Source organism: Veronia nyctiphanis, assembly GCF_004116385.1.
Lineage (GTDB): Bacteria > Pseudomonadota > Gammaproteobacteria > Enterobacterales > Vibrionaceae > Veronia > Veronia nyctiphanis.
Map to the genome: position 1 here is coordinate 22737 of NZ_PEIB01000003.1, position 24303 is coordinate 47039.

At 45.0% G+C, this 24303-nt stretch carries 20 protein-coding genes and 2 pseudogenes; 11 read left to right on the forward strand and 11 right to left on the reverse strand.

Translation table 11 applies throughout. From position 1 onward, the window contains the following. The first annotated feature begins 159 nt into the window (after positions 1-159). Positions 160-1098, forward strand: a complete 939-nt coding sequence (locus CS022_RS03715) for an alpha/beta hydrolase (RefSeq protein ID WP_129121160.1) — start codon at positions 160-162, stop codon at positions 1096-1098. 188 nt (positions 1099-1286) lie between these two features. Next, positions 1287-2059, forward strand: a pseudogene (gene lgt, locus CS022_RS03720) (prolipoprotein diacylglyceryl transferase). Between the two features lie 175 nt (positions 2060-2234). Here lgt and CS022_RS03725 read toward each other — a convergent pair. From CS022_RS03725 to CS022_RS03735, 3 genes are all read right to left on the reverse strand, one after another. After that, positions 2235-2849 (reverse strand): hypothetical protein, encoded by a 615-nt coding sequence (locus tag CS022_RS03725; protein ID WP_129121161.1) that lies wholly within the window; start codon positions 2847-2849, stop codon positions 2235-2237. Between the two features lie 513 nt (positions 2850-3362). Continuing rightward, a complete protein-coding gene (locus tag CS022_RS03730; RefSeq protein WP_129121162.1) occupies positions 3363-3587 on the reverse strand; it encodes a hypothetical protein in 225 nt (74 codons plus the stop codon). A 111-nt stretch (positions 3588-3698) separates the two neighbouring features. After that, entirely contained in the window at positions 3699-4235 is a 537-nt protein-coding gene (locus CS022_RS03735) for a GrpB family protein (RefSeq protein WP_235869260.1), read from the reverse strand. A 445-nt stretch (positions 4236-4680) separates the two neighbouring features. On the opposite strand from CS022_RS03735, the gene CS022_RS03740 reads away from it, so the two are divergent. Together CS022_RS03740 and CS022_RS27970 are read left to right on the forward strand one after the other, a co-directional pair. Beyond that, the gene (locus CS022_RS03740) at positions 4681-4995 is read left to right on the forward strand and encodes a GNAT family N-acetyltransferase (RefSeq protein ID WP_129121164.1); all 315 of its coding nucleotides are present in this window, start codon (positions 4681-4683) and stop codon (positions 4993-4995) included. Continuing rightward, entirely contained in the window at positions 4992-5156 is a 165-nt protein-coding gene (locus CS022_RS27970; RefSeq protein WP_161569552.1) for a GNAT family protein, read from the forward strand. Before CS022_RS03740 ends, CS022_RS27970 begins: the two co-directional genes overlap by 4 nt. Positions 5157-5217: 61 nt before the next feature. Here CS022_RS27970 and CS022_RS03750 read toward each other — a convergent pair whose 3' ends face one another. From CS022_RS03750 to CS022_RS03765, 4 genes are all read right to left on the reverse strand, one after another. Continuing rightward, positions 5218-7170, reverse strand: coding sequence for a S41 family peptidase (locus CS022_RS03750; RefSeq protein WP_129121166.1), 1953 nt, complete (start codon positions 7168-7170; stop codon positions 5218-5220). 427 nt (positions 7171-7597) lie between these two features. Next, positions 7598-9022: an amidase gene (locus CS022_RS03755; protein WP_161569553.1), complete on the reverse strand. Its 1425-nt coding sequence runs from the start codon at positions 9020-9022 to the stop codon at positions 7598-7600. A gap of 157 nt (positions 9023-9179) precedes the next feature. Then, entirely contained in the window at positions 9180-11498 is a 2319-nt protein-coding gene (locus tag CS022_RS03760) for a methyl-accepting chemotaxis protein (protein WP_129121168.1), read from the reverse strand. Positions 11499-11815: 317 nt separating this feature from the next. Continuing rightward, on the reverse strand, positions 11816-12253 hold the full coding sequence (locus CS022_RS03765) for a GNAT family N-acetyltransferase (protein WP_235869235.1): 438 nt from the start codon (positions 12251-12253) through the stop codon (positions 11816-11818). 269 nt (positions 12254-12522) lie between these two features. On the opposite strand from CS022_RS03765, the gene CS022_RS03770 reads away from it, so the two are divergent. Beyond that, entirely contained in the window at positions 12523-13422 is a 900-nt protein-coding gene (locus CS022_RS03770) for a DMT family transporter (protein WP_129121169.1), read from the forward strand. Between the two features lie 8 nt (positions 13423-13430). Here the strand turns inward: CS022_RS03770 and CS022_RS03775 are convergent, their stop codons facing one another. Beyond that, positions 13431-13925 carry a MarR family winged helix-turn-helix transcriptional regulator gene (locus tag CS022_RS03775; RefSeq protein ID WP_129121170.1) on the reverse strand — a complete coding sequence of 165 codons (495 nt, stop codon included), beginning with the start codon at positions 13923-13925 and terminating at the stop codon, positions 13431-13433. Positions 13926-14227: 302 nt separating this feature from the next. On the opposite strand from CS022_RS03775, the gene CS022_RS03780 reads away from it, so the two are divergent. From CS022_RS03780 to CS022_RS03805, 6 genes and pseudogenes are all read left to right on the forward strand, one after another. Beyond that, positions 14228-15484, forward strand: a complete 1257-nt coding sequence (locus CS022_RS03780; protein ID WP_129121171.1) for an imelysin family protein — start codon at positions 14228-14230, stop codon at positions 15482-15484. 51 nt (positions 15485-15535) lie between these two features. Next, positions 15536-16964 (forward strand): annotated as a pseudogene (locus CS022_RS03785) (di-heme oxidoreductase family protein). Between the two features lie 11 nt (positions 16965-16975). After that, on the forward strand, positions 16976-18007 hold the full coding sequence (locus tag CS022_RS03790; protein ID WP_129121172.1) for an imelysin family protein: 1032 nt from the start codon (positions 16976-16978) through the stop codon (positions 18005-18007). Then, a complete protein-coding gene (locus CS022_RS03795) occupies positions 18007-19107 on the forward strand; it encodes a DUF1513 domain-containing protein (RefSeq protein WP_129121173.1) in 1101 nt (366 codons plus the stop codon). The genes CS022_RS03790 and CS022_RS03795 overlap by 1 nt, the downstream gene beginning before the upstream one ends. A 92-nt stretch (positions 19108-19199) precedes the next feature. Then, a complete protein-coding gene (locus CS022_RS03800) occupies positions 19200-20849 on the forward strand; it encodes a L,D-transpeptidase family protein (protein WP_235869236.1) in 1650 nt (549 codons plus the stop codon). A 208-nt stretch (positions 20850-21057) separates the two neighbouring features. Next, a complete protein-coding gene (locus CS022_RS03805) occupies positions 21058-21615 on the forward strand; it encodes a YcbK family protein (RefSeq protein WP_129121174.1) in 558 nt (185 codons plus the stop codon). Positions 21616-21693: 78 nt separating this feature from the next. Here CS022_RS03805 and CS022_RS25860 read toward each other — a convergent pair whose 3' ends face one another. The 3 genes from CS022_RS25860 to CS022_RS03815 form a co-directional block, all read right to left on the reverse strand. Next, positions 21694-22470: a GNAT family N-acetyltransferase gene (locus CS022_RS25860; protein ID WP_235869261.1), complete on the reverse strand. Its 777-nt coding sequence runs from the start codon at positions 22468-22470 to the stop codon at positions 21694-21696. Continuing rightward, a complete protein-coding gene (locus tag CS022_RS25865; RefSeq protein WP_235869237.1) occupies positions 22470-23366 on the reverse strand; it encodes a GNAT family N-acetyltransferase in 897 nt (298 codons plus the stop codon). The genes CS022_RS25860 and CS022_RS25865 overlap by 1 nt, the downstream gene beginning before the upstream one ends. Before the next feature lie 86 nt (positions 23367-23452). Beyond that, positions 23453-24274 (reverse strand): UDP-2,3-diacylglucosamine diphosphatase, encoded by an 822-nt coding sequence (locus CS022_RS03815; protein WP_129121175.1) that lies wholly within the window; start codon positions 24272-24274, stop codon positions 23453-23455. Positions 24275-24303: the final 29 nt, after the last annotated feature.

Sequence of the window (24303 nt, forward strand, 5' to 3'; positions counted from 1 at the left end):
CAGCCGGAATGTTTAGTCGATATATCCAGCAATTTTACACTAACGCGCATTTTTAGGAACAAAAACGACAAAAAAGTAAAATCGTTCTTGCGAAAGCAACGTTCTACGGTGATATTAATTAAAACACCTGTTTAAATTAGCCGGCAAAGGATTGTAAAAATGAGTGCGCAAAACGCAAGTCAGCTCACCCTCAATAAGAGCGCTGATCTTGGTATCGAAAACTTACTCCGTATCGAGTTCGAGTTGGCTGATGGCACAGTAATCCGTGGTCATCGCACTGAGCCCAGCGGAAAGCCCGTCATCCATTTTCTTCACGGCACGGGTTTATCAGGGCTGACCTATTGGCCAATGTTGCGACTTTTGAGCAATGAATTCGATCTTTTCATACCTGACATTCAAGGGCATGGTGATAGCGATGATGGCGGTAAATTTTGGGGGTGGAACCGTAACGCAGAGGTGTGCCGGGAAATATGGAGCCACTTCTCAACCGAATACCGCGGCTGTGAAGTCATTGGCATGGGCCACAGCTTCGGCGGCGTACTGACAGTACTCATGCAAGACCAAGACAAGCAGCTGTTCGACCGTTTGGTGCTGCTAGATCCTGTTGTTTTTTCACCCATCGTACTTGCCCTTCTTAAAGCCAGCGCGTTCTTCGGGCTACCAAGCCCCAACCCTTTGGTAAAAGCGACGTTAAACCGCCGGAACAGTTGGCCCAGTAAAGAGGAGGCCGAACGTTATTTCACTGGGCGCGGCGCCCTCAAATACTGGTCACCTGTTGCAATTTCTGCCTATGTTGAAAACGGTTTGACCGATGCAAGTGATGGTGGCGTAACGCTGAAGTGCTCACCACAGCGAGAATCCGAAATTTTCGGTAGCACACCAGACAGGCTTTGGGCCTCACTGAGGGGCTTAGGTGTACCCACCAGTATTCTGTTTGGTGAGAATACCTACTGGTTTTCACGGATCTCATTCAAAATATTGAACAAGAAGCCATCGATTTTTAAGGTTGAGGCACTGGAAGGTGGTCACTGCTTTATGCAAGAAAAACCTGATGATGCGGTTAAGTCTATCAAGGCCCATACTTTGAAAGCACTCTAATGCAAATGCCATGGCCCACAGTTGATATTCATATACATCTCTTCAACGACGAATCGCTGACCGATCACATAGGCTGGGAATCGTCAGAAAATTTACAAAAGTTAAGCAGTTAGCTTTTCATCTGAGGTATCAATTCTCGTTGTCATCATGATAGAATTTCGACACTAATTTTATCGTTGAATGATGTTATGTTCTGGAACGTTGACCCGATTTTACTCTCTCTCGGCCCTTTGAAAATTCACTGGTACGGGGTGCTTTTTGCCACTGCAATTCTCAGTGGTTTTCAGGTAATGAAATGGATTTACACTCAGGAAAAGCGTGACGTAGAGTCACTCGATGCGCTGCTGGTATACGCCGTAATTGGTATTATTGTCGGTGCAAGGCTTGGACATTGCTTCTTCTATGACCCAGCCTATTACCTCGCTAACCCAATGAAGATTATTGCTATCTGGGAAGGCGGCTGGCCAGCCACGGTGGTGGGTTGGGCGCTATTCTTGCGGTTACGTTCTATTGCCGAAAGCATCAGGTTAATCTCACTTGGTTGCTCGATAGACTGGCGATCGCCACAGCCTCGTTTGGTTTTTTTGTCAGAATGGCGAACTTTGTAAACTCAGAGATCATCGGTAAACCGACGGACGTGCCTTGGGCCGTAGTCTTCGCCAAAATTGATTTATTGCCTCGCCATCCCGTTCAGCTTTATGAGGCGATTGCTTACCTGTCGATCTTTATCTTTTTGGCGGTGTTGTACAAAACTACCCAAATCAAAGAGAGGGCAGGTGCATTGTTCGGTTTGTTCCTGTGCTTGGTATTCACCGCACGTTTCAGTCTGGAATTCGTCAAAATCAAACAGGCAGCGTACAGCTCAGAATTGGTGCTGAATACCGGGCAACTACTGAGCATCCCGTTCTTCATCGCAGGTGTATTGCTATTGGCAAATGCTTTGCGTCGTAAAGCGGATTAATAGCTGTTAAATAAATTGTTGTAAAAGCCCCGATTTATCGGGGCTTTTTATCGAGATTTATAATGGATGCCACTGACACAGACCCAACGTCTACTGCGTAAGCTGATAATCAACTTTCAACAAGGCAATACTTTAGCTTATGTGCGGGATTTTCACTTTTAACTATGCTTGGATACTACCCACCGAAGTACACAGATTTGTCTTTCGATACATCAACCGCTTTGCTCTCGTCTAAATCGTCTGCACTACATTTGTTTGAATACTTTCTGTCAAATAATTTAACTAACTTTTGAGTATTGTCATTAATAACCGAAACCTCACAAGTTTTTAAATCATTAAAGTGTGTAATGGAGTAGTTTCCATTTTTTTCAACAGGAAATGTAATTATATTAAAACAACCACTCCCACTTATACTAAGCGTTGCCATATCACCCATCGGGAGTTTGAGTCTCTTTACTTCGTGCATTCCCTCGCCAAATAATACTGGTTTTAGGCTTTGTATATTTACCTGCGCAGGCTCATCACATGTATCGTGCTTTTGAAATACTTTGACTCTGTACTCAGAATTATCACGGGTGAAAAGCGCACGCTTAGTTTTTTGTACTGTGTTTTTATTTTTCTCTTTTCCTTCTAGTTCTAGTCTTTTCTCAAGCATCCAGTTGGTTGCAAGAAATGACACTGAGCCACTAAATTGCTCCGGCTCAACATACATAGGTGTTGGTGGTCGTGTTGCACAGCTTGTCACAGACACAGCCATTGTAAGACCAAGAACCGATTTTATTATTTTCATATTAAAATTTCATATTCAAAAGGAATAGAGCTGATCTTATCAAATTTGGCATAAAGGAAAAATCTAGGCTTTGTTATGCTACTTCAAAATTGAGCCTAAATGTTACTTTGATTCTTTTTGTAGGTAACGAGAGTGCGAATGATTTTGGTAAAAGGCCAAAATGAAGATTTTTGTATGGAGGGAAGGGGCTATGGGAAAACTCTCAATAAGAGCTGAAAACTGCCAGTTAAAATGTGATTCGAAATGAAACCGAGCAAGCAACCCCGACGTTACTTGCTCGTTAAAGGTCTCTGCTATTTATTTCAGTAACTCAGATGGAACATCGTCCAACTCATGAAATTTATGTAAACAAAGGGTTTGATCAGGGTAGTGTCGAAAGGTAAATTCCGTCCTTCTTGAGTCAGGATCAGAACTGATGGACGCTATGTCGTACCAAGAGAACATCAGGTCTTTGTGCCCAAATTTAAAAGGTAATAATACTTTCAAGTACATCCCTTTTTCATCGGTAGCAACTCACAATATTCCCTTAAGCTGAACTCCACCGATAACTCCATTATGAGTAAAGAAACTCGGCTCAGCACCAATGCCAGATTTAAATTTGTACTTAATAGCAAGTTTTTGCCAACCGCTTTGTCTCGCTAAGTAATAAGATGCGCCAAGCCAGGCAATAGGAAAAAAGGCAATGAGCCAACCCGAATTTAAAAAAAGCAAAAATCGCAGTTCCAAACTTATCGACATAGATCTCTGCGACGTCTGGAATTTCATTGCCTGACGCTTTGTAAAATTGGAGACCGACAAAGGCAAAAATAGCCAACGTTCAGACTTTACTTAAAATGCTTAAAACTTTCTTCATACTATCTTGCTTATGCGCCTCGTAGGTATAGCCAAAACCTTCATAATGAAGGAGTCAAGCCAGTTCGATTTGATTTCGGCATAATCACCTTTGGTATGCCCTTGTTTGGCCAGCGCCTGTTTGTAACTGGAATATTCCGCAGCAAGCTCATCATTGGTCCGCAATACATCTCTGAACTTGATTTTGCATGTCCAATCAGGTGTTTGTTGGGTGTAAATGTGTAATTGACAATACCTGACCCCATCTCGATCAAGAACTGCGTAGTAGTGGTCTTTATCTTCGCCATACTTGCCACGATAGTTATATCCAAGGCGATTTAATGCCTCTGCGAGAGTCGGCAATTCACATTCCTTACACATCACAGCTAAATCTAAGATTGGCTTTGCATATATGCGTGGAATAGAAGTGCTACCAATGTGTTCTATATCAAGTGCTATGTCGTTGGCGACATCAATAATGCGCTGTTTTTCGTCAGCAAAATGCCCAGCCCATGCAGGGTCATGCGGAAGTAGGCGCAACGCACTTTTCTTCATTCCGTACACGAGAGATCTCCAAAATTTCAGAAGCCTGACAATGTAGTCAACCCCAAAGTGCCCGTTGCCAATTAAGGTATGATTTTGCGATCCTCTACACGCCTTTAACCTAGCTTCTGTAACCCTCCCCATACTTAAATAAATAACTGTATATAAACACAGTTATTTTGAGCGGGCATCTGTATTGCCTAATAATGTGATAAACCACAAAGTGTATTGAGCTGGATGTATCACCAATATTATTCGTTTGAAGCCAAAGCGATTTTTCTACTGTAATTCAATGGTTAAATTTGCGATTGTCTATACACCTTTGAACGAAGAATAGTGTTTGCAGAGTAGGTAGTTCACAGGTGTTTGTCTTGGTGATTAAAATTTACGCTGTAAATGAGTGACGTTGTAATACTTTACGCCATAAGGAAACCGTAGGAAAAGGGAATATAAAACGATGCAAAATTCTGAGGCTAGGCCGGAAGAGTTGGATGAACTCAATGCGCTCATTTATTCCTCTAAAGCGCATTGGGGCTACTCAAAAGATTTAATGGCTCTTTGGTGGCCAGATTTAAAACTGACCCCCAATCATTTGCACGAACTGGATATCTTTGTTGCTCGTGACGATTCGAAGCGGCTGATAGGGATATTTGGTTTGCGTGAGATAAATGATGAAGACACTTCTCAGTGTCTTGAACTCGAATATTTTTTCCTTTCCCCTGAACATATCGGTAAGGGGCAGGGCACAGCACAGAGTTGTTTGACGCGGTGAAACAGGAAATAGCTAAACGAGAGGTATCAACCTTAAGGATAACCTCAGAGCCAAATGCTGAAGGATTTTATCGAAAAATGGGTGCGGTCACAGTGGGAGAGTTTCAATCAAAACCTGCTGGGCGAGTCTTACCCATGATGGAATTGGAGCTGAATGAGTAAGGTAACGAGCGGAACTATCGAATGAAAAAAGCCCCTCTGCAGGGGCTTTTTGCTTGTTGATTTATTGAGTCACGATAAATCTGTTGGTGTTCCAAAGTGGTTGGTTGCCACCATCAAGCCCTTGGATTCTGAGCTGATAAACCTCTCCTGGATTAAAGCCTTCAGGCAGTTTCAACTCGACGGTTTTCTCTGGACCGTATGCGTATACAGACAGTTTTTTATACGGCTGACCGTTCACAGACATCGCAATGTGTTCAACGTTCTTCACATTGATGCTCAGTGTTGGATTCTCTTGCGGGACGACAAGTTGTAGGTCGTTACGCACGTTCAAAGAGTATGAAGAGCGCGCCTGTGGCTGAGCCAGCAGTCCTTCAATAACCTTAGTAAACTGCGAGATACCGCCATCTTTCAAGTCGCTTGGTGTTAGGCTGACATCAACAGAAGCCACGCAGCCGTAGTCTTCAATCAGGCTGTTCTTGTGATGCTTCTCACGCAGTGCCTGTCCCCATGAAACCGTAATGATGCTGTCGTCTGGTAGAGGTTTGAAGTCACCGCCAACATTTTGCAGCAGCCAGCTATGACGCCATACGTTTGCACCACCAGCACCGGTTTGCGGGTCTTCACCGTAAACAACTGCTGCGCCGTTATCTTGCATTGCACAGGTAAACATATCGCCTGCAGAGTAGCTCTTTGCATTACTCATGACAGCAACAGGTTTGTAGTAAAGCTGACCAATTTGGTTAGCGACTTCATCTGGCGTGAATTGGAAAGTGCCTGAATATTTGTCACCTGCCGACGTGTCAATGTCTAGGCCAAACTGACCGAACAGATCGATAACTGGTTGGTTGGTTTCGTTTACCAGTACTTTAAAGTCTCCGACTTCTGCTTTTCCTGGAATGAATAGCTGAGCCATGATGTCAGCAAGTAAGATATAACCACCCGGGTTATCTCTTACATCGACAATCAAACCGTCGGTACCCATAAAGCCGTAATGAACAAGATTAACCAGTTCGTTAATCATGTTGTCCAGAGCATTCACTGGAGAAAAGCTGTTCAGCTTCATATAGCCAATACGCTTATCGCCATATTGCAGGACTGACCAATTCAGGATTGGTTCACTGGTTGGGTTCAATTCGAAGAAGTTACCTTGTTCGATGCCGTGGCGTTTGTTCAGCTTGTTGACACTTTCTTGGTAAACATCAGAGCTGACTGCCAGTTGTGCCAGATTGTAACCTTGGTTGTTATTTTCGGCTTCAGTGGCCGGAACGCGATTGTCATTCCAGTCAACCAACCAAGGCAGGGTAACATCGTACGTTTCGCCTGAATCCTTTCTGAGTGTCATGGTGACTTCGTCTTCTTCAGGAGCCAGTTTGACGGCTTGAGGTAGACGAGTCAGCATGCTCAGTGCACGAACGAAACCACCGTAAGCGTTCGAGCCTTGCGCTGTTGCTTGCTTTTCTTTCAGGATTTCTGGGACAGATTTACCGTTGTAGGACACCAGTACATCGCCCACAGCAGGTGCGCTCTGGCCTTCCAGGTAGCTGTCGCTCAGGTGTTGTGAACTTACTGCACTTACACGTACTTCGTTGCCAGCAAGGCGGGTGAAGGTTAACGGCAGATAACTGGTGAACGCTTTGTAAGGTTCAGGGAATACATAAGTAAGGTGAAGGTCGCGCTGGCTGGCGAACGTTTTGTGCAGCTCAGTGTAAAGTTGCTCGGTACTTAACTCGGGCAGACGGCTTTTAATTTTTGCCATTGCTGCATCAGGGTCTACGTGGCCATCATAGGTTGGACTGATACCGTAATACTGGTTCTTTTGATCTTTGTTTACATAAATGTCATTGATCAGCAGAGAAGCTTGCTCGAACAAGGTTTCTTTGTCTGTCTGACTCAGTTCATTAAAGGTCATCATGTGGCGGACATTTTCGATGCGGTCGGTTTGCATTTCTGCGTGGGCGGCGCCTGACATAGATAAAGCCAGGACGAGTGCCGACGAAAGTTTACTCATTTTCATAGCGCGTTCCTAAGTTAGTTGTGGATGAAATATGAACGCCTCTAATCCGAATGCACCTTTATGTCTCTGATTCACATCGAGTCTTAGTTATTCATATTTCTCGCTAACCAACCTATCGCTGGTGTTAATTCGCCGACAATCGACTTATAAACAGACCTCGAGAGATTTCTCAAAAAACAAAAATATTGTTTCATATGAAAGTAAATGAGAAATATTAATACGGGGAATGGTAATTATTGAAGTGAATCCAAATAAGTTGGATTTACAGCTGATAATTTTATGATTGATAAATATTTTGACAATTTACTGCGTGTTGCGTCTCATATTTAATGGATTTTAGATATGTAATTGGTATTACTGTTATTTGAACTGGTTCAAATAACAGTGTTATCAAAAATGCCATATAGTTACAGTTGTTACTTCTATGTTAGCGATTGCCGTGAAAAGCCTCTGATGCTTCGAGTGCATAGGCAAGCTCTATGAGTGATTTGTCGTTGCCGTATGATGCGGCAAATTGAACACCGATCGGAAGGCCTGTTTGACTCATCGCAATCGGCAATGAGATGGCAGGCGCACCAGAAATGTTTTGAATTGCGGTAAAGGGGACATAACGCCGCAATCTCTCTATCGCGCTGTTGAGGCTGATGTCTTCACCAACAAGATACCCAATTTTTGGTGGAGGGTGACCCAAGACAGGAGACACAATGACGTCGTAGTCTTTAAACACCTTTTCATAGGTATGTGCAAAATGCTTTAAGCGTGAAATCGAAAAGGGTGTTTTATATGCCTGAGTCAGGTAGTTGCGGCTCATTTGCTTTGTCAGAGGTTCAAGTTTGTCTTTCTTTGCTGCTTGCCCAACTACATGTTTGCTTGCCACGTGTAAACTGAACGCGAGCAGCGACCAATAGACCAAAAAGTCATCGCCCAGCTTTGAATCGAACGGAAATGGAATTTCCTCGACGATATGTCCCAAAGATTCGCAATGCTTGACGGCTTTGAGTACAGCACTTGCGCAATCGGAATCTGTGAGAATGTGTTCCGGTCCGTTAATGAAGAAGCCTATTCTGAGCTTGTTGTCGTTTGGAGAGTCAACATGACCCAACGCAGGCAGTTCATGGTTACGGCAATATTTTTCTGCACCATAAAGGAATGTGGCAGTATCGCGAACAGTTCGTGTAAGCACACCCTGATTGACGATATTAATGGGCATTGCCTCCGAGCCTTGTATATTGTGAAGCCGACCTCGGGTAGGTTTAAGCCCGATGAGTCCGCAACAGGATGCAGGTATTCGTATCGAGCCTCCACCGTCATTGCCATGCGCAATAGGAACTGCGCCAGCTGCAACCAATGCTGCGCTGCCGCCGGAGGAGCCGCCGCAGCTAAATTTTGTGTTCCAGGGGTTAACAGTGGGAGGGAGATGAGTCGATTCAGTCGTCGCCGTTAGGCCAAATTCGGGAAGTGTGGTTTTACCCAGCGTCATTAGTCCCAGTGAATCAAATTGTTTCACAAAATCACTGGAACGTGTCGCGGGTTTCTCGTCGAATGCTGCTGACCCGTGTAAGGTTGGCAAGCCAATAACGTTTTCATTGTCTTTGATAAGGGAGGGGACACCCTTCATTAGGCCATCAGGGAGAGATTGACTCTGCGTTCTTGCTAGTTCGTAGGTCTCGCGCGCAAGAGCATTTAGCGTAGGGTTGACGTTTTCAATTCTTTTTATCGATGCATTGAGTACCTCATTAATTGAAAACTCGCCCCGTTGTATGTGTGCGGCAATGTCTACGGCATCGAGGTCGGAAAGTACATCATTACAGAACGCATTAACAGCGGGCCTTTCTGGCAAGTTATTAGTCAAAGAGCCTCTCCAAGTCATAAAATTTCAGCACAATGCTGTTCCGAACTTATGATATGAATATAGGTGGATATTTGACTGCAGTTGTACTCTTTTTGAGATGAAGCCAGCGAGGGAAGGCTAGGTGCCGCTGGCTTTATCGTTTGGTGGGCTGTCCAGATTATCTAATATTAAACTTACCAATTTGCTTGGTTAATGTATCTGACTGTGTACTTAGTTCGACGGCACATTGGTTTGAGCTTTGTGCTTTTTCTGATACTGCAGAAGAGGAAGACGCGATCATGTTGATACTGGCGGTGATCCCTTCCGTCACGTTTGATTGCTCATTTGCCGACGTCGCAATCTGACTGTTCATTTCATTGATCTTCATGATCATTTTATTGATGTTATCTAACATCTCATTATTAGTTTGGCAGTGTTCGACACTACGTGTGACAAACTGATTTGCATTATTGATTTCAACGACTGATTTCTCTGTCTCACGTTGTAACGACTCCACTTTTTTGCGGATTTCTTCTGTTGATTCCTGTGTTCTTATCGCCAGTGTTCGTACTTCGTCAGCAACAACACTGAAACCTCGGCCTTGGTCGCCAGCTCGCGCTGCTTCGATAGCCGCGTTAAGAGCAAGGAGGTTTGTTTGCTCCGCAATGCCCTGAATAACATCCAAAACGGTACCGATTGACTCACTTTCCTCAGAGAGTTTGCCCATTGCGGATGTTGCTCCTCCCATCTTGGTGGAGAGAGCGTCTATCTCGGTCACCAGCATTTCACCAACCATTGAACTCTCTTTCACGGTACGTTTGACATCATCGGATGCCGTAGATGCCTGATTAGCAAAATTGGCAACCTCGGATACGCTGGCGTTTAGCTCTGTCACTGAAGAGGCGACTTGATTAGACTCATTTGCCTGTGCATCGATGTCCTTACCCATGTTGGTAAGGTTGTTTTGAATGTCCATTGTCGATGATGTCAGAGCCTGAACTGTTGCGTCTGCCTCAACAATGAGTTTTCTGAAATCCTTAAACATTCCGTTCAAGGATGCACTCAGTTCGCTGAGCTCGTCTTTGCCTTTCACCTCAAGCTGCTGCGTCAGGTCTTCATCAGCAGTAATTTGTCTGATTTTTTCAGTGAATCTACTTATCGGTTTGCTTATGCTGTTTGAGACGATCCAAGCAATAACCAGAGAAATTGCTCCTATTACCGCAATCACCGAGTACTTGGTGTTTTTCATCTCAGAGACAAGTGTGTTTATGTTACCCAGCGCTTCTTCTGCGCTGATCTCGCTGACCAACACCCACCTAACACCCAAAATATCAGCAGGTGTAAATGCGGTAAACGAGTCAATACCTAAGTGGTTTATCTCATGTTGAAAGCCAGCGTTGCCTTGAATTGCTGCATCTATTGCAGCGGTATCGACTGGCTGCTGACCTGCTGAGGAGTCAGTATTTTCCATTCGCTGAACAACGGATTTGGCGACACCAGAGTCTGCCAGTTGTTTGAGAAAGGTGTCTTTGTTTTCGACTAATCCACGGCTCTGGCTTCGGATGAGTTTATCTGGCCCAACAAGAAAACTTTCGCCTGTGCTGCCCAAGCCGCTGGCTTTCCAATTGCCGTTATAGGTCATCATGCTATTGATGTTATCGACAGGCATTTGGAAGATGAGGACGCCAAGCAACGTGCCGTCTTTAACAACAGGAGATCCTAAAAACGATGCGGGACTGTTGTAAGAGGGATAATAGGGTGAAAAATCAGTGAAGGCATATTGCCCTTTTTCCATACCAATGGCCTGAGAAAATGCCTCGGCTATTCCGCTGTTCGCATAAGGACCGTCAAACAAGTTAGTGGCGTAATCGAGCTCTTTGTAGACGGAGTAAACGATGTTACCTGATGTATCAACCAAGAAGATGTCATAGAACCCAAACTCCTCAAGAAACAAGCGGTAATTACCATGATACTTAAGGTGCACGTTGTCATACGATGTTGCGAAGCTGGATGTATCGAGTAAGTGTTTATTGCCAAGCTCATTTTCATTATCACCAATATATGCTTGCTGCAGCAAAACACCGTTGGCGTTAATACTATCAAGTTTGTCCAATACTTGGACGTCAGATACGGAGTTGAGTGATTTAAACTGCTCACCAAATTGTTCAGTGTAGTAGGACTCTAGCCTTCTCTGGCTAGCAGTATTCATGAACACTTCATCCTCAACAAGAGTAAATGTTTTTGAAAACTCCGACAGTGCATCTGTCGTCATTGTTGATGACGAGAGAGACACGATTTGTTTGGCGATAAAGTTAAAGTAGCTTTCGACTTTAGATTTTTGAATTTCCCTAACCGCAAAAAGCTGGTTTTTAATTTGACTCTCTAGGGCTTCTGTCGATAACCTCACCGTTTGGCCGCTAAAGATTGTCGCGGTGGCTAAAACGCCAGCCAATGTTGTCAACAAAACTGCTGCTCTTATTTTTAGGGAAATCTTCATTTATGAAGCCTCGCATGAACGTATTTTCAATTATAGGAAATAGTTTATCAATTGAGGCAAATCATTATTTTAAATAATCCTTGGATGTTTTAATTGAACGGCAAGGCTTAAAAATAAAAGGCTGCAGAGCCGAAGAGGAAAATAATTATTTCAATTTTAATGCTTCAAGTTTCGACAATCATTAAAACGCCTAGAATTGTTTACTTTATGTGTTGCTTTCTGGCGTAATTTCTAATTCATAAATTGCAACTGAATGATATTTTTTGAATTTATATCCGGCTTCATCTAACGTACCTACATGGCGAAATTTATATTTTTTATGAATACCTTCTGAAGGGAGGTTGGGAAGTGTCACGACTGAATAAAGTCGATGGATTCCTGACTCTTGGACTTTTTTTTAATAGTGCCTCCATTAGCGCTGAACCTGTTCCTTTTACGGAATGCCTATTAGATGTGTATATGCTGAGTTCAGAACTGATGTCATAGGCCTTTCTCTCTCTGAATGCACCGTTGTAAGCAAATCCAACTACATGGCCTTCGCTCTCTGCGACTAAAAGAGAATAATCAGGGCAGCCCAATATCTTTTGATACCAATCAAAACGTTTTCTGTGGTCCCATGTTTCGTAATCAAATGTGGTGCAGGTATGCAGAACATAGTGGTTATAAATGTCGTTTATCGCATTTAAATCCTTTTCGGTTCCTTCCCTGACAGTGAGAGAGGAGGTGCTCATATCTTTTCTGATCCTTACTTCCAAACTGTTTTCAGCATTTTCCTAAGCATGCAAAAATACGGGACGTAAAGCAAACAGCGATCAATTTGGAAGCGATGACTTCAGGATTTATGACAATTTTCGAGAACGAATAATGAGAATTTGCGAGGGAACGAATCAACGGACAAAAATAACCGTTGCTTTTCATAAGTAAGAGTGAAAATGTAGTGAATATCAAACTGGTTGAGTCTTTCTGGGTTCTCAATACTCACGACCGATATTCACGATGATCATTCACAACAAAGAGCGTATTCATGGAAGTCAAAGTTAGGGATTTATCGATGCTAGTATTACTGGCGGCGTTGTGGGGGGCATCTTTCCTTTTTACTCGTTTGTCGGTGCCTGAGTTTGGCCCGTTCGCTCTGGTCTTTTTGAGAGTGGCAATTGCTGCGGCAGTATTGCTTCCCATCCTCTTGTTTCGTGGTCAGTTGATTCTGCTTCTTCAAAGCTGGAAGCACCTCTTTATTATCGGTGCGATCAGTGCGGCTGTGCCGTTTACGCTGCTTTCTTACGCAATGCTGACCGTGACGGGGGGATTTGCGTCGATCCTTAATGCGTCAACCCCTATCTGGGGCGCACTGATCGCGTTAATTTGGCTGGGTGATTCAATGTCATTTACCCGTATTATGGGGCTTGTTGTTGGCTTTTGCGGTGTCGTCGTGCTGGTGTGGGATAAGTTGGAATTCACGTCAGGCGGGCTGGGGTGGTCTGTTGTCGCGGTTGTGAGTGCCACATTTATGTACGGTCTATCAGCAAGCTATACAAAACGTTTCCTCTCTGATGTGCCGCCAATCGTTGTATCAGCAGGCAGTTTGCTCGGTGCTTCGGTTGCGTTGCTACCATTGGGCATCATGTATTGGCCTGAACAGTCCATAAGTGTTGATGCTTGGCTTGCAACCATCATGCTTGGTGCGCTTTGTACCGGGCTGGCATTCATGATTCTGTTTAATCTGATGATAAGAATTGGTCCGGCAAACTCCATGACGGTTACCTATATCATCCCCATATTCGCAACCTTATGGGGCGCAATTTTTCTTGGTGAAGTGGTCACTCAGCAAATGTTGGTGGGCGCGGCGATCATCTTTTCCGGTACTGCACTCGCCGTAGGCTTTGTTGAGAATAAGCTTAAGCAGTGGCGAGCGCAGCGATTGTAGGTGAATGGTCAGCTGTTTGCATTTGTTAGCAGCGGATCAGTCAGGCTTTGTACTTCCAGCATCGGTGCGGCGTCAATGTTCTCGGCGTTCATCATTGATGACACTCGTTGCACGGAGGAAAGTAAAAGACTCTGTTCCCAGTGCTCAAGCCCTTGAAAGCGTGAAATGAAGCTGTCTTGCAGCAGTCGAGGTGCTTGCTCCATGGCTTTTTCACCATTTTCTGTCAAATGGGCATGTACTTTACGTTTGTCTACCTCACTTCGAACCCGAGAGACAAAACCGCGTTTCTCAAGACGATCAAGTATCGTCGTGGCCGTGGCCTGACTCATGTTGGTATGAATAGACAATTGCCTGATGGTGACTTGCCCCAATTCCTGTATCGCTTTCATCAATACTAATTGGGGCCCAGTTAGTCCTGTTTCTTTATTAAGCTGACGAGAATGGATATCAATAGCCCGAATAATTTGGCGTAGCGCAATCAATACCTCTTCGTGTCTTTCCATTTTTATCTCCAGACGCATTAACAGTGATGCTTGACCGCATTAAGCCTTTTTTTTTCTTATGAGTCACTACTTTTTGTCGGTTGATCGTTTCTTTTATATGTGGAGTTGTTTCTACACTATTTTATGGCCTTTTAGACATGATTTTCTTATTAGGAATATACGAATAATCGGTAAGTGTCGAAAAACTGCCGAACGTGGGAGATTTCAAGCTTTTTATTGAAATATTTTGCTTTTGAGTGTAATAATAATTCTCACTTAGATTGCGATCCTTATTTGGGATAAGTATTAAACAAGGATGAAACATGAAAACGTTCTCCCGCACTGCCTTGGCTTCGGCTGTCGTATCCTCACTTTTTTCAGTAAATGTTTACGCGACGACGCCGACCGATGTTGTTACCCACTATGCAGACTTAGCCCACGCTGTATTCGATGACGCGCATCAATCAGCTCAGTCTCTAAATACGGCGATTGACAAGTTTATTACGTCACCGTCTAACAAAACCTTGAACGAAGCTAAAACAGCTTGGCTGGCAGCGCGTGTACCTTATCAGCAGTCAGAAGTCTTCCGCTTTGGTAACGCTGTGGTTGATGATTGGGAAGGTCAGTTGAATGCATGGCCTTTGGATGAAGGCCTGATTGATTATGTTGCGGGTGATTACCAATACGAATTAGGTAACGCAGGTGCAGTGGCCAACATCGTTTCCAATAAGTCAGTACAGGTGGGTACTGAGAAACTTGATGTTTCACAGATCACTCCTGAACTGCTTGCTTCACTGAATGAACTGGGCGGCTCAGAGGCAAACGTGGCGACTGGTTATCATGCTATCGAGTTCTTGCTTTGGGGGCAGGACCTGAATGGCACTAAGTCTGGTGCTGGCGAACGTCCATATACTGACTTTGCTTCAGGCAGCGCGTGTACTAACGGTAATTGTGACCGTCGCGGTGACTACCTTAAGGCGGCAGCTGAACTGCTGGTCAGTGATCTGGCGTGGATGGAAGGTCAGTGGTCTGCAAAAGCGCAAGATAATTATCGTGAAACCTTACTTGCTGAACCTGCGAAAAATGGCCTTCGTAAAATGCTCTTCGGCATGGGCTCTTTGTCGCTGGGTGAGCTCGCCGGTGAGCGAATGAAGGTCGCACTTGAAGCTAACTCAACCGAAGACGAGCACGATTGTTTCTCTGACAACACCCATAACTCTCATTATTACAATGAGCAGGGTATCTATAACGTAATGACGGGCACTTATGCACGTCTTGATGGTTCAAAAGTGACCGGTCCGTCACTGCTTGACTTAGTGAAGGAAAAAGACGCAGGTGCTGCGGAAAAAATCATGACAGATTTTGACAATGCACGCTCCAAAGTCTTTGCTCTGGTTGAATCAGCGGAAAAGAATGACCAGCACTTTGACCAACTGATTGCACCAAGTAATGCTGCAGGCAATAAACTGGTAAATAACGCAATCTCTGCATTGGTTGAGCAAACGCGTAGCATTGAGAAAGTGGCTGCAACTGTGGGCGTAGATAACCTGAGTCCAGACACCGCAGACCATCAGTTCTAACCAACAAAATATAACAAGGCCCCTTTAAAGGGGCCATTTACTGGAATAACCATGAGCAGTATTTTTCAATCTGTCTCTCTCTCAGCCGTGCTACTTGCTTCATCATTCATTTCATTATCTTCAGTCGCACATCAATCAGAGATCGAGTCACCACTTTCATCTGTCCGTTCAGGTGGTAAAACAACAACCAAAACAACCGGCGCGAATGCTTTCTCCCAGCCTGCGTCTAATCTACCGATGACCGACAGGTTAGACTTCAGTGTCGGAAACAGTTTTTTTCGTAATCCTTGGATTGCTGCGCCTTCGACAACCGATGCACGCGATGGCCTCGGGCCATTGTTCAATACCAATGGTTGCCAAAACTGTCACATAAAGGATGGTAGGGGACACCCGCCTGAAACTGGGGACCCACACACCGTCTCGCTCTTGTTGCGTCTGAGTGTGCCTGCGATGACAGCCGAAGAGAAACGGCAACTCATCATTGATGGCAATATCCCAGAACCAAATTACGGCGGTCAATTGCAGGACTTTGCGATACCGGGTTCGTGCCGGAAGGAAAAGTGAATGTGACATACACAAAGGTAATCGAAACCTTTGCTGATGGCACAACCGTTGCGTTGCGAAAACCTGAGTTTTTTATCAGTCATCTTGCTTATGGCCAAATGCGGGAGGATGTCGAAATCTCTCCCCGTGTGGCGCCGCCCATGATCGGTCTCGGTCTTCTCGAATCTATTTCAGACAAGGCACTGCTTGCCATTGCAAAAGAGCAAAAACAGCAAAACCTCGGTGTCTCTGGACGACCTAATCAGGTATGGGATGTTGAAAAACAGAAAACGGTGATTGGACGTTTTGGCTGGAAAGCCGGACAACCTTCACTGATGCAGCAAAATGCATCCGCCTTCAATGGGGATCTGGGCTTGACCAGCCGCCTATTCCCTGTCGAAAACTGCACCTCTTCTCAGTCTGTTTGTAAGACAATGCCCAGCGGTGGTAGCCTGAAGTGACAGATAAAGTGCTTAACTTCGTTGAGTTCTACAGTCAGCATCTTGCTGTGCCTGCACGGCGTAATATGAGCGAGCCAGGTGTTAAGCGAGGAGAGATGCTTTTCGAGCAATCAGGCTGCGTGAGTTGCCACCGGCCAACGATAAAAACGGCTGTCAGAGCAGACCGACAAGCATTGAGTCAGCAAACAATTCACCCATACACAGATCTATTGCTACATGATATGGGGGAGGGGCTGGCAGATAACCGAAGCGAATTTGTTGCTAATGGACGAGAGTGGCGTACACCTCCTCTTTGGGGGCTTGGTTACACAGAAGAAGTTAACGGTCACACGTCGTTTTTGCATGACGGTCGGGCCCGCAACGAGCTTGAGGCTGTTTTGTGGCATGGCGGAGAGGCAGAAACCAGCAAGCAGCGAGTGCTTAAAATGTCAAAGCAAGAACGCGATGATCTCGTGGCTTTCCTTAAATCACTATAAACATTAATCTTATGAAAATTAGCAATGTAAACCTTTCTCGTCTCTTTTTGTTGCCAACGTTTTGCGTGTCTTTGGCACAGCTCACCGGATGTCAGTCTGCGAATCAATTACAACCCAATGTCAGGCTTTGGCATGTTCAACAAGAATCAGCTGACGCTTTTTCGCGTGAAGCGAATGCATTGAACCAATCTGTTCACCGTTACTGCATACATGAGGGAAGCCATCCTGAGCTGCTGCTCAACCTGCGCAAGGATTGGAAAGAAACCATGAATGCGTGGATGTCTTTGCAAGGCGTTGATATGGGCTCTGAAGAGCTACTTTCTCTCAGTTGGCAAATACAGTTTTATCCCGACAAGAAAAACACGACAGGTAGAAAAATTTCTGAACTGTTAAAGCAAGATACGCCGTTGACATCTGAGTACATAGCGGCGCAGAGCGTTGCTGTTCAGGGGCTGGGGGCCATGGAGTGGATGCTATTTGATAGTACCTCAGACATGCTTACCCCCCGTCACTGCGAGCTTGCTGTTGCCATCTCTCAGCATTTGAGCCGTTCAGCACGCGCATACCGTGAAGCATGGGAAATAAATCCTTTCTCTATGGCTGATGAGATGGCCGAAACCAGAAATACTCTGTCAGCGCTTAGTCACCAGTTGGATCGTGTTATGAAAAAGCTGTCGATGCCACTTGGTAAGCCCGGGCTTCCTAAGTCCTACCAAGCAGAGGCATGGCGCTCTCAGCAGTCATTAGCGTTCTTGAAGCAAAGCATCATCAGTATGAGTCGCCTATACCAAGCGGATTTGAACGTGTTGTTACGAGAGAAGGGGCATGAGGCGTTGGCAGCTCGCCTGTCTGAACATTGGCGAATTGCCTTGGACAGTGTGCCAGAATCAGACGGCATGAGAGGTCGCCTTGAAACTGTGAGGGGCTATCAATCGCTACTGACCGTTTACAACAATTTGGAGTACATTCAGTTAGCAATAAGCGATGAGGTTGCGCCTTTGCTTGGCGTTGTTGTTGGCTTCAACTCAACAGATGGTGATTAATGCAACAGGTTAACCTCACACGTCGACAACTTATCAAGTCTTCTCTTGCTACGATTGTTATCGGCTCTGGTGCCACTGTATTGTCTGGTTGTCAGTCAACATCTGGCTCACGTCTGCTATATCTTGGCAGTGCAAGAACGCCGGCGGGAAGTTATTGTGTTTCCGCCGCTGGAGAAGATGGGAAGCAACGATTTAGTGTGCCCTTGCCTGCAAGAGGGCATGGAATAGCGATTGATCGCCTTGGTGATATGGCGTTCGTCTTTGCGCGTCGACCCGGGGAATATATTCAGCCATTTAACTGGCAAACGGGCCAAACTGCGCCATTGTATCGAGCACCTGAAGACAGGTATTTTTATGGACACGGCGTGGTTTCGGCTGACGGTCTTTTGTATGTCACTGAAGGGGAAGTCAAAACAAGCCGCGGTATTATTGGTGTCTACACGGTTTCATCTATCGGTGAGCTCCACAAGCTAAAAGAGTTCACCGACTTCGGTATTGGTCCTCATGAAGTGGTCTTGGTGGATGAGGACACATTAGGAATAGGTGTAGGAGGCGTTCACACCAAAGGACGAGAGCCACAAAATATCGAGTCGATGAAACCTGAACTTGTACTCATTAATCGTCACACGGGGCGGATCGTAGAAAGGCATCGTCTCGATGATCACAAGCTTAGTATCCGTCACCTTGCAGTTGGCCCCAATGGTGAGGTGTTAACGGGGCAACAGTATCGAGGTGACAGCAGCCAGTCTGTTCCTCTTGTCGCCATATACCATCCAGAAAACGGATATCACTCGCTCAAAGCGGAGCCAGAACAGTGGGCAAGGTTTAATCACTACATAGCAAGTATCGCCTGTACGGAAAAATATATTTACGCGACATCGCCCCGAGGCAACTGCTTTGGTATTTGGTCATTAGAAACGGGTGAGTTGATTACCTTAAAACCTCTTATTGATGCGTCAGGTGCTGTTATTGTTGAGGATTCTGTTGCATTGAGTTCAGGTAGTGGGAAAGTCGTGTCTATAGATTCAGATAACACTACATTTTATAAGGCCTCTGACGTACTTTGGGACAATCATTGGAGTGCAGTGAATCTGATTTGAGAATTAAGTGACTGTTTTATCAGTTGCATAGAAATAAGACTTCACTCTCTTTCTTTGTTTGCCATAATTAAAGTGAAGAAGGGGGGTGATGCATGTCGGTAATGCGTTCAAGATTCTGGACACTTGTTCTTGTTTCAATTTTTATTTCAAGCGCTACTGCCGTCGAGTTAACAGGCGAAAAGGCTGTTCCTGTTTCAGATGTTGCATGGATTGATGATGTAGAAGGTGAAGTCGGACATCTGGTTCACAAAAAACTCCTCACATCGCTTTATTTCCGTTTTTCTTACCAGCCGTTGTGGATTGATGGCATGGCAAAAGATGAACTGGAAACACAGGTTAATGTCATTTCTCTTTCAGGTATAAGTACTGAATTTGCTTGGCGTGCAACTGTTCTGAGGGACGCCAAAATGTCAGCCGACTGGCGCGTCTACGATGTTTTTGCCACAGACACTCTTCTCTCATTGATGAGTTACAATAGCCTTATTGCAGAACGAGGAAGAGATTGGCTCTTTGGCAAAGGCGTCGATATCGAACTCCCTCTTCCTGATTTTCAGCAGGTCTCCCAACTTGTTAATGCCGCGAGTAGGAATGGCTTGTATCCCTATATCGATAGCTTGAGACCGCAACCTAAGCAGTATTGGGCGATGGTGAAGGCAATCATCTCATTGCAAGAGCTCGAGCCTTTACACTGGCCTACCTTTCAGCAAAAAGGTCTTATAAAACCGAAATACCGACTTAATAAATCTGATGCGCTGATCACCAGTTTAATGCGGCATGGCGTGCTTGATGTTTCAACAGCTCGTAGGCTGATTGTTAACCAAACAGACAGATATGTCCCTGAACTTGTCGAGGCAGTCAGGCGATTTCAGACACGACACGGCTTAAAGTCAGACGGTGTGATTGGCTCTCAAACAAAAAAATGGTTGAACAAAACCCCAAAAGATAGGGTGAAGCTCATCGCATTGAATATAGAGCGAATGCGCTATTGGCCTGTGAAAACCCATCAAGTCATCTTTGTGAATATCCCCGGCTACGAATTGGACCTATGGATGGATGACAAAGTGGTATTAAACAGCAAAGTGATTGTGGGGCGGCCCAGCAGAAAAACCCCCATTTTCAATGCGCACGTGAACTCCGTGGTCCTTAACCCCCATTGGAATGTTCCTATCAAAATCATGCGCAAAGATATTCTGCCTAAAGCGTCTCGTGACAGTAATTATTTGACTGAAAACCGGTATCGGGTGTTGAACAGTTGGGTGAAATCGACTGAGATACCTGTTGAGGATATCGACTGGACGACGTTTAAGCCACACACATTTCCTTACCGGTTACAGCAGGCTCCGGGCAAACAGAATGCCTTAGGTCTTTATAAGTTTAATATTCCAAACAACAATGCGATTTACCTGCATGACACGCCAGCGAAAAGCTTATTTGACGAGGGGCGGCGAGCTTTCAGTTCTGGTTGTGTTCGGGTCGAGCAAGCGCAGGTTTTGGCTGAACTACTTCTTCACCGCTCTGGGCTTGAAAAGCGCCGTTATGCGAAATACAAGAAAACCTTCACGACCAAACAGGTTTCTCTCAAAGAGAGAATTGATGTGCATGCCATCTATCAAACTGCTTGGGTAAATGCACAAGGAAACGTCGAATACCGTGATGATGTGTATCAATATGACATCGCCCCCGAATTTGAACGTACACAGCTTGATTGGCCCCCTACATTACTGACCAAAAATCAACTTTAGCCTTCCCCCATGTGATATTTAGCCAGATATTTATATCTGGCTTTTGAACCCAAGATCCTGATTCCTAGATCAAACTTCCATCCGTCTCAAAAATGTGACGCAAGTTGCGTTTGACGCCGAAATGCGATGTGGATAAAGTTCGGCTTCAACAAAGCGTCGAGTGCATTTAATTCGACATGATGTCTCATTTTTTAATCATTGGGTGGATATGAACGACTTTAACCCGAATCGTCGAAAATTTGTGATGTCTGGTGCTGCATTAGCGACTGGTGCTCTTATCCTGCCTTCCAGTGTGTGGGCTCAGGGAAGTGTTAGCCCCGATATCAGAGAACTTTCTCTGTTCAATGCTCATACATCAGAGTCAGCCAGCGAATGTTACTTCGACGGAAGCGGTTATGTTCCCTCTGCGCTAAAGGTGTTTAATCATTTATGTCGCGATCATCGTCAGAACAAATCGATTGACCTCGACCCGAGGCTTTACGACCAGTTGGTTGCAATAAAGCACATCCTGAAGACAGATAAACGCTGTGTGGTCCTCTCTGGTTACCGCTCAGAAGAGACCAACAACATGCTAAGAAAACGCGGTGGCGGTCAGGCTTTAAAAAGTTTTCACATCACTGGGCAGGCCATCGATTTCACAATTGAGGGGATTCCTCTGAAGCGAATTCGCCAAGCGGCTATGTCATTGAAAGCAGGTGGTGTGGGTTTTTACCCTAAAAGTAACTTCATACACATTGATACTGGCCCAGTGAGATACTGGGGATAGTAAAAAAGCGCCTGAAGGCGCTTTTTTCATTGTGGTGAAGAGTGTCGACGTTGTTGTCTTTGCGCGATTAACGACGTTTTAAGCGTCATTCACGATATGGCGCTCTATATATCGCTTGCGCTTTTTATTGGTCAGCTTGGTTAAATCAACCATGACCAAACCATCTATACAGTTTGCAAAGTCAGGGTCAATACTGAAATCAAGGAATGACACGCCCCCTTTTTCACACACTTCGCTGTACTGCTTATAGAGCGTTGGAATACTGGTTCCCATGTGATCAAGTAGCATTTTGAGCTTCTTTAAATCAGCGTCATAGTCATCACCAGAAAAGTGTCCTGCAAGCAGATTTTCATTTGTTGGATCAAAGCGGAAAGGACGTTTTGATCTAGCAAATGTTTCTTCCGAGCCAAAGTAGGTCTGATAAAACAAAATCAGAAGTTCTTTTGCAGGTTGTGGCATTGCGTTACTGATTGTGACTGGGCCAAAAAGGTAACGATAATGCGGATGTTTTGCTATAAATGCACCAATTCCCATCCACAGATAATCAAGACTCCGTTTGCCCCAGTATTTGGGCTGTACAAAACTGCGTCCCAACTCAAGACCGTTGTCGAGATATGGCTTCATACCGTCGTCATAGTCAAACAAGGTTGCGGTATAGACATACTTCATGCCGTAGTTGACGATGACGGCTTGCGTATCGCAAAATCGGTATGCGCCAACAATTTCATGGACTTGAGGGTCCCAAAGCACCAAGTGGAAATAGTGTTCATCGTACTTATCGATGTCACGGCGCAGTCCTGTTCCCTCGCCGACAGCTCGAAAGGTAAATTCCCTCAAGCGACCTATTTCTCGCATCACAGCGGATTCTTGGTTGTATAGATGAAGATAGATTTCTTTTCCATCAGGCGTAATGCCAGAAGCTCGCTATTTTTTAGCTCATCCCTTAAGCTCAAAGGTGATTCGGGTGAGGCAATGGCGGACTCTGTGGGAAATACACCAGATCGCTTTTTACCAATTTGATAAAGGTGCTTATAAAACAGCTTTACTCTGGATTTGATATCGAGGTTGGCCGACGCGTTGTAACTGCTATGCGGTATAGCTTCGCCGATAGTCAGAGTAATGTTGTTGTCTTCTTGACCGAACATTTCTTTTACGAGTAACAGAGTGGACAAAGGTTTATAGACCATAGATGCGCCATAGAACACTGCAGAATTTCGACCCTTTACATGAATAGGTAAAATTGGTGACTGCGTCTTGCTGGCAATCCGAAGAAATCCACTGTTCCATTTACCGTCTTTCACCCCCGTTGGCGCAAGCCTTGATACTTCACCTGCTGGGAAAATGATCAGAGCGCCTTCATTGTTTAACCACTCATCAATCTTCCTCAGGTTTTCTTTTGGCGTATTACCTTGCATGTTATTTACCGGAAGCAGGCAATTTTGCATCGGGTTGATTTGCATCAAAAGGTTATTTGCGACAGCTTTAACATCAGGTCTGATTTCACGTACCAGTTTAAGGAGTGCAAGCCCGTCAAGGCTGCCTATCGGGTGATTGGCGATGATCACAACACGACCCGTTGTAGGAATGCGTTCACGTTCTCTGTCTGTCGTCATGTAGCTGAAATTGAAATACTCAAGGACCTGCTCAACAAACTCAAAACCTTTAAGGTGGGGATATTTCTCGGCGAATTCCTCAAAGGCTTGCTGGTTAAGTAACTTCCTAAGCGTTGAGCTAACAGGCGCGCAAGCCAAGGCTTTTGAGCCAGTTGTGGGTAGTTTTTGTCAAGAACCTTGTCAATATCAAACATGTTTGTGGTTTACCTTCGTTTGGTCGCCGTTTATGCGGCTTTTTCGTCTTCTCTTCGATGAATCTCTGTCGATTTCTTCGTTGCTAGTTGGTCAGTTTCAGCAAGCAACGTTTCTTGCTCCGTCCAGCGGACCAACTGTATATGTCCGTCGAAGTCTTCAGTGAGCGCGGTACAGTTCTCAATCCAGTCACCATCGTTAAGGTACAAAGTGCCGTCATAATCGTTGATGGCAGGGTGATGTATGTGTCCACAGACGACGGCATCAACGTCTTTTTTATCAGCAAACTGCACGGCTGCTTTTTCAAATCGCGAAATTGCCACATTTGCTGTTTTCACTCTGGTTTTGATGTAAGTAGCAAGCGACCAATATGAAAAGCCCAGTCTATTTCTCAACCGAGACCACCATCGGTTGAGGAAGAGAAGTAGATCATAGCCAATGTCACCGACCATCGACGTCAGTTTGCTGTGGCAGACGGCGGTATCAAATTCGTCACCATGCAGAGCAAGTATTTTCTTTCCTGATGCCGTGGTATGTGTATAGCGTGATCTTACTTCTACCTTGCCAAAATCGAACTTAACAAACTCACGTATAGACGCATCGTGATTCCCGGGCACATAAATCAGACGGCATCCGTTATGAGCTCGTTCGAGAAGTGCTGAAATCACCTGATTGTGTGATTCCGGCCAGAAGTGAGACGCGCTAAGAGACCACAAGTCGACAATGTCACCGACAAGGATGATGGTCTCGGCATCGTGATGTTTTAAAAAGTCGAGGAGGTAGTTGGCTTTGCAGTCTTTGTTGCCAAGGTGGAGATCAGAAATCCAAAGGGTACGAACTGATTTTACCTTCATAATCGCCTACTAGTTGAGTCCTTGAGTAA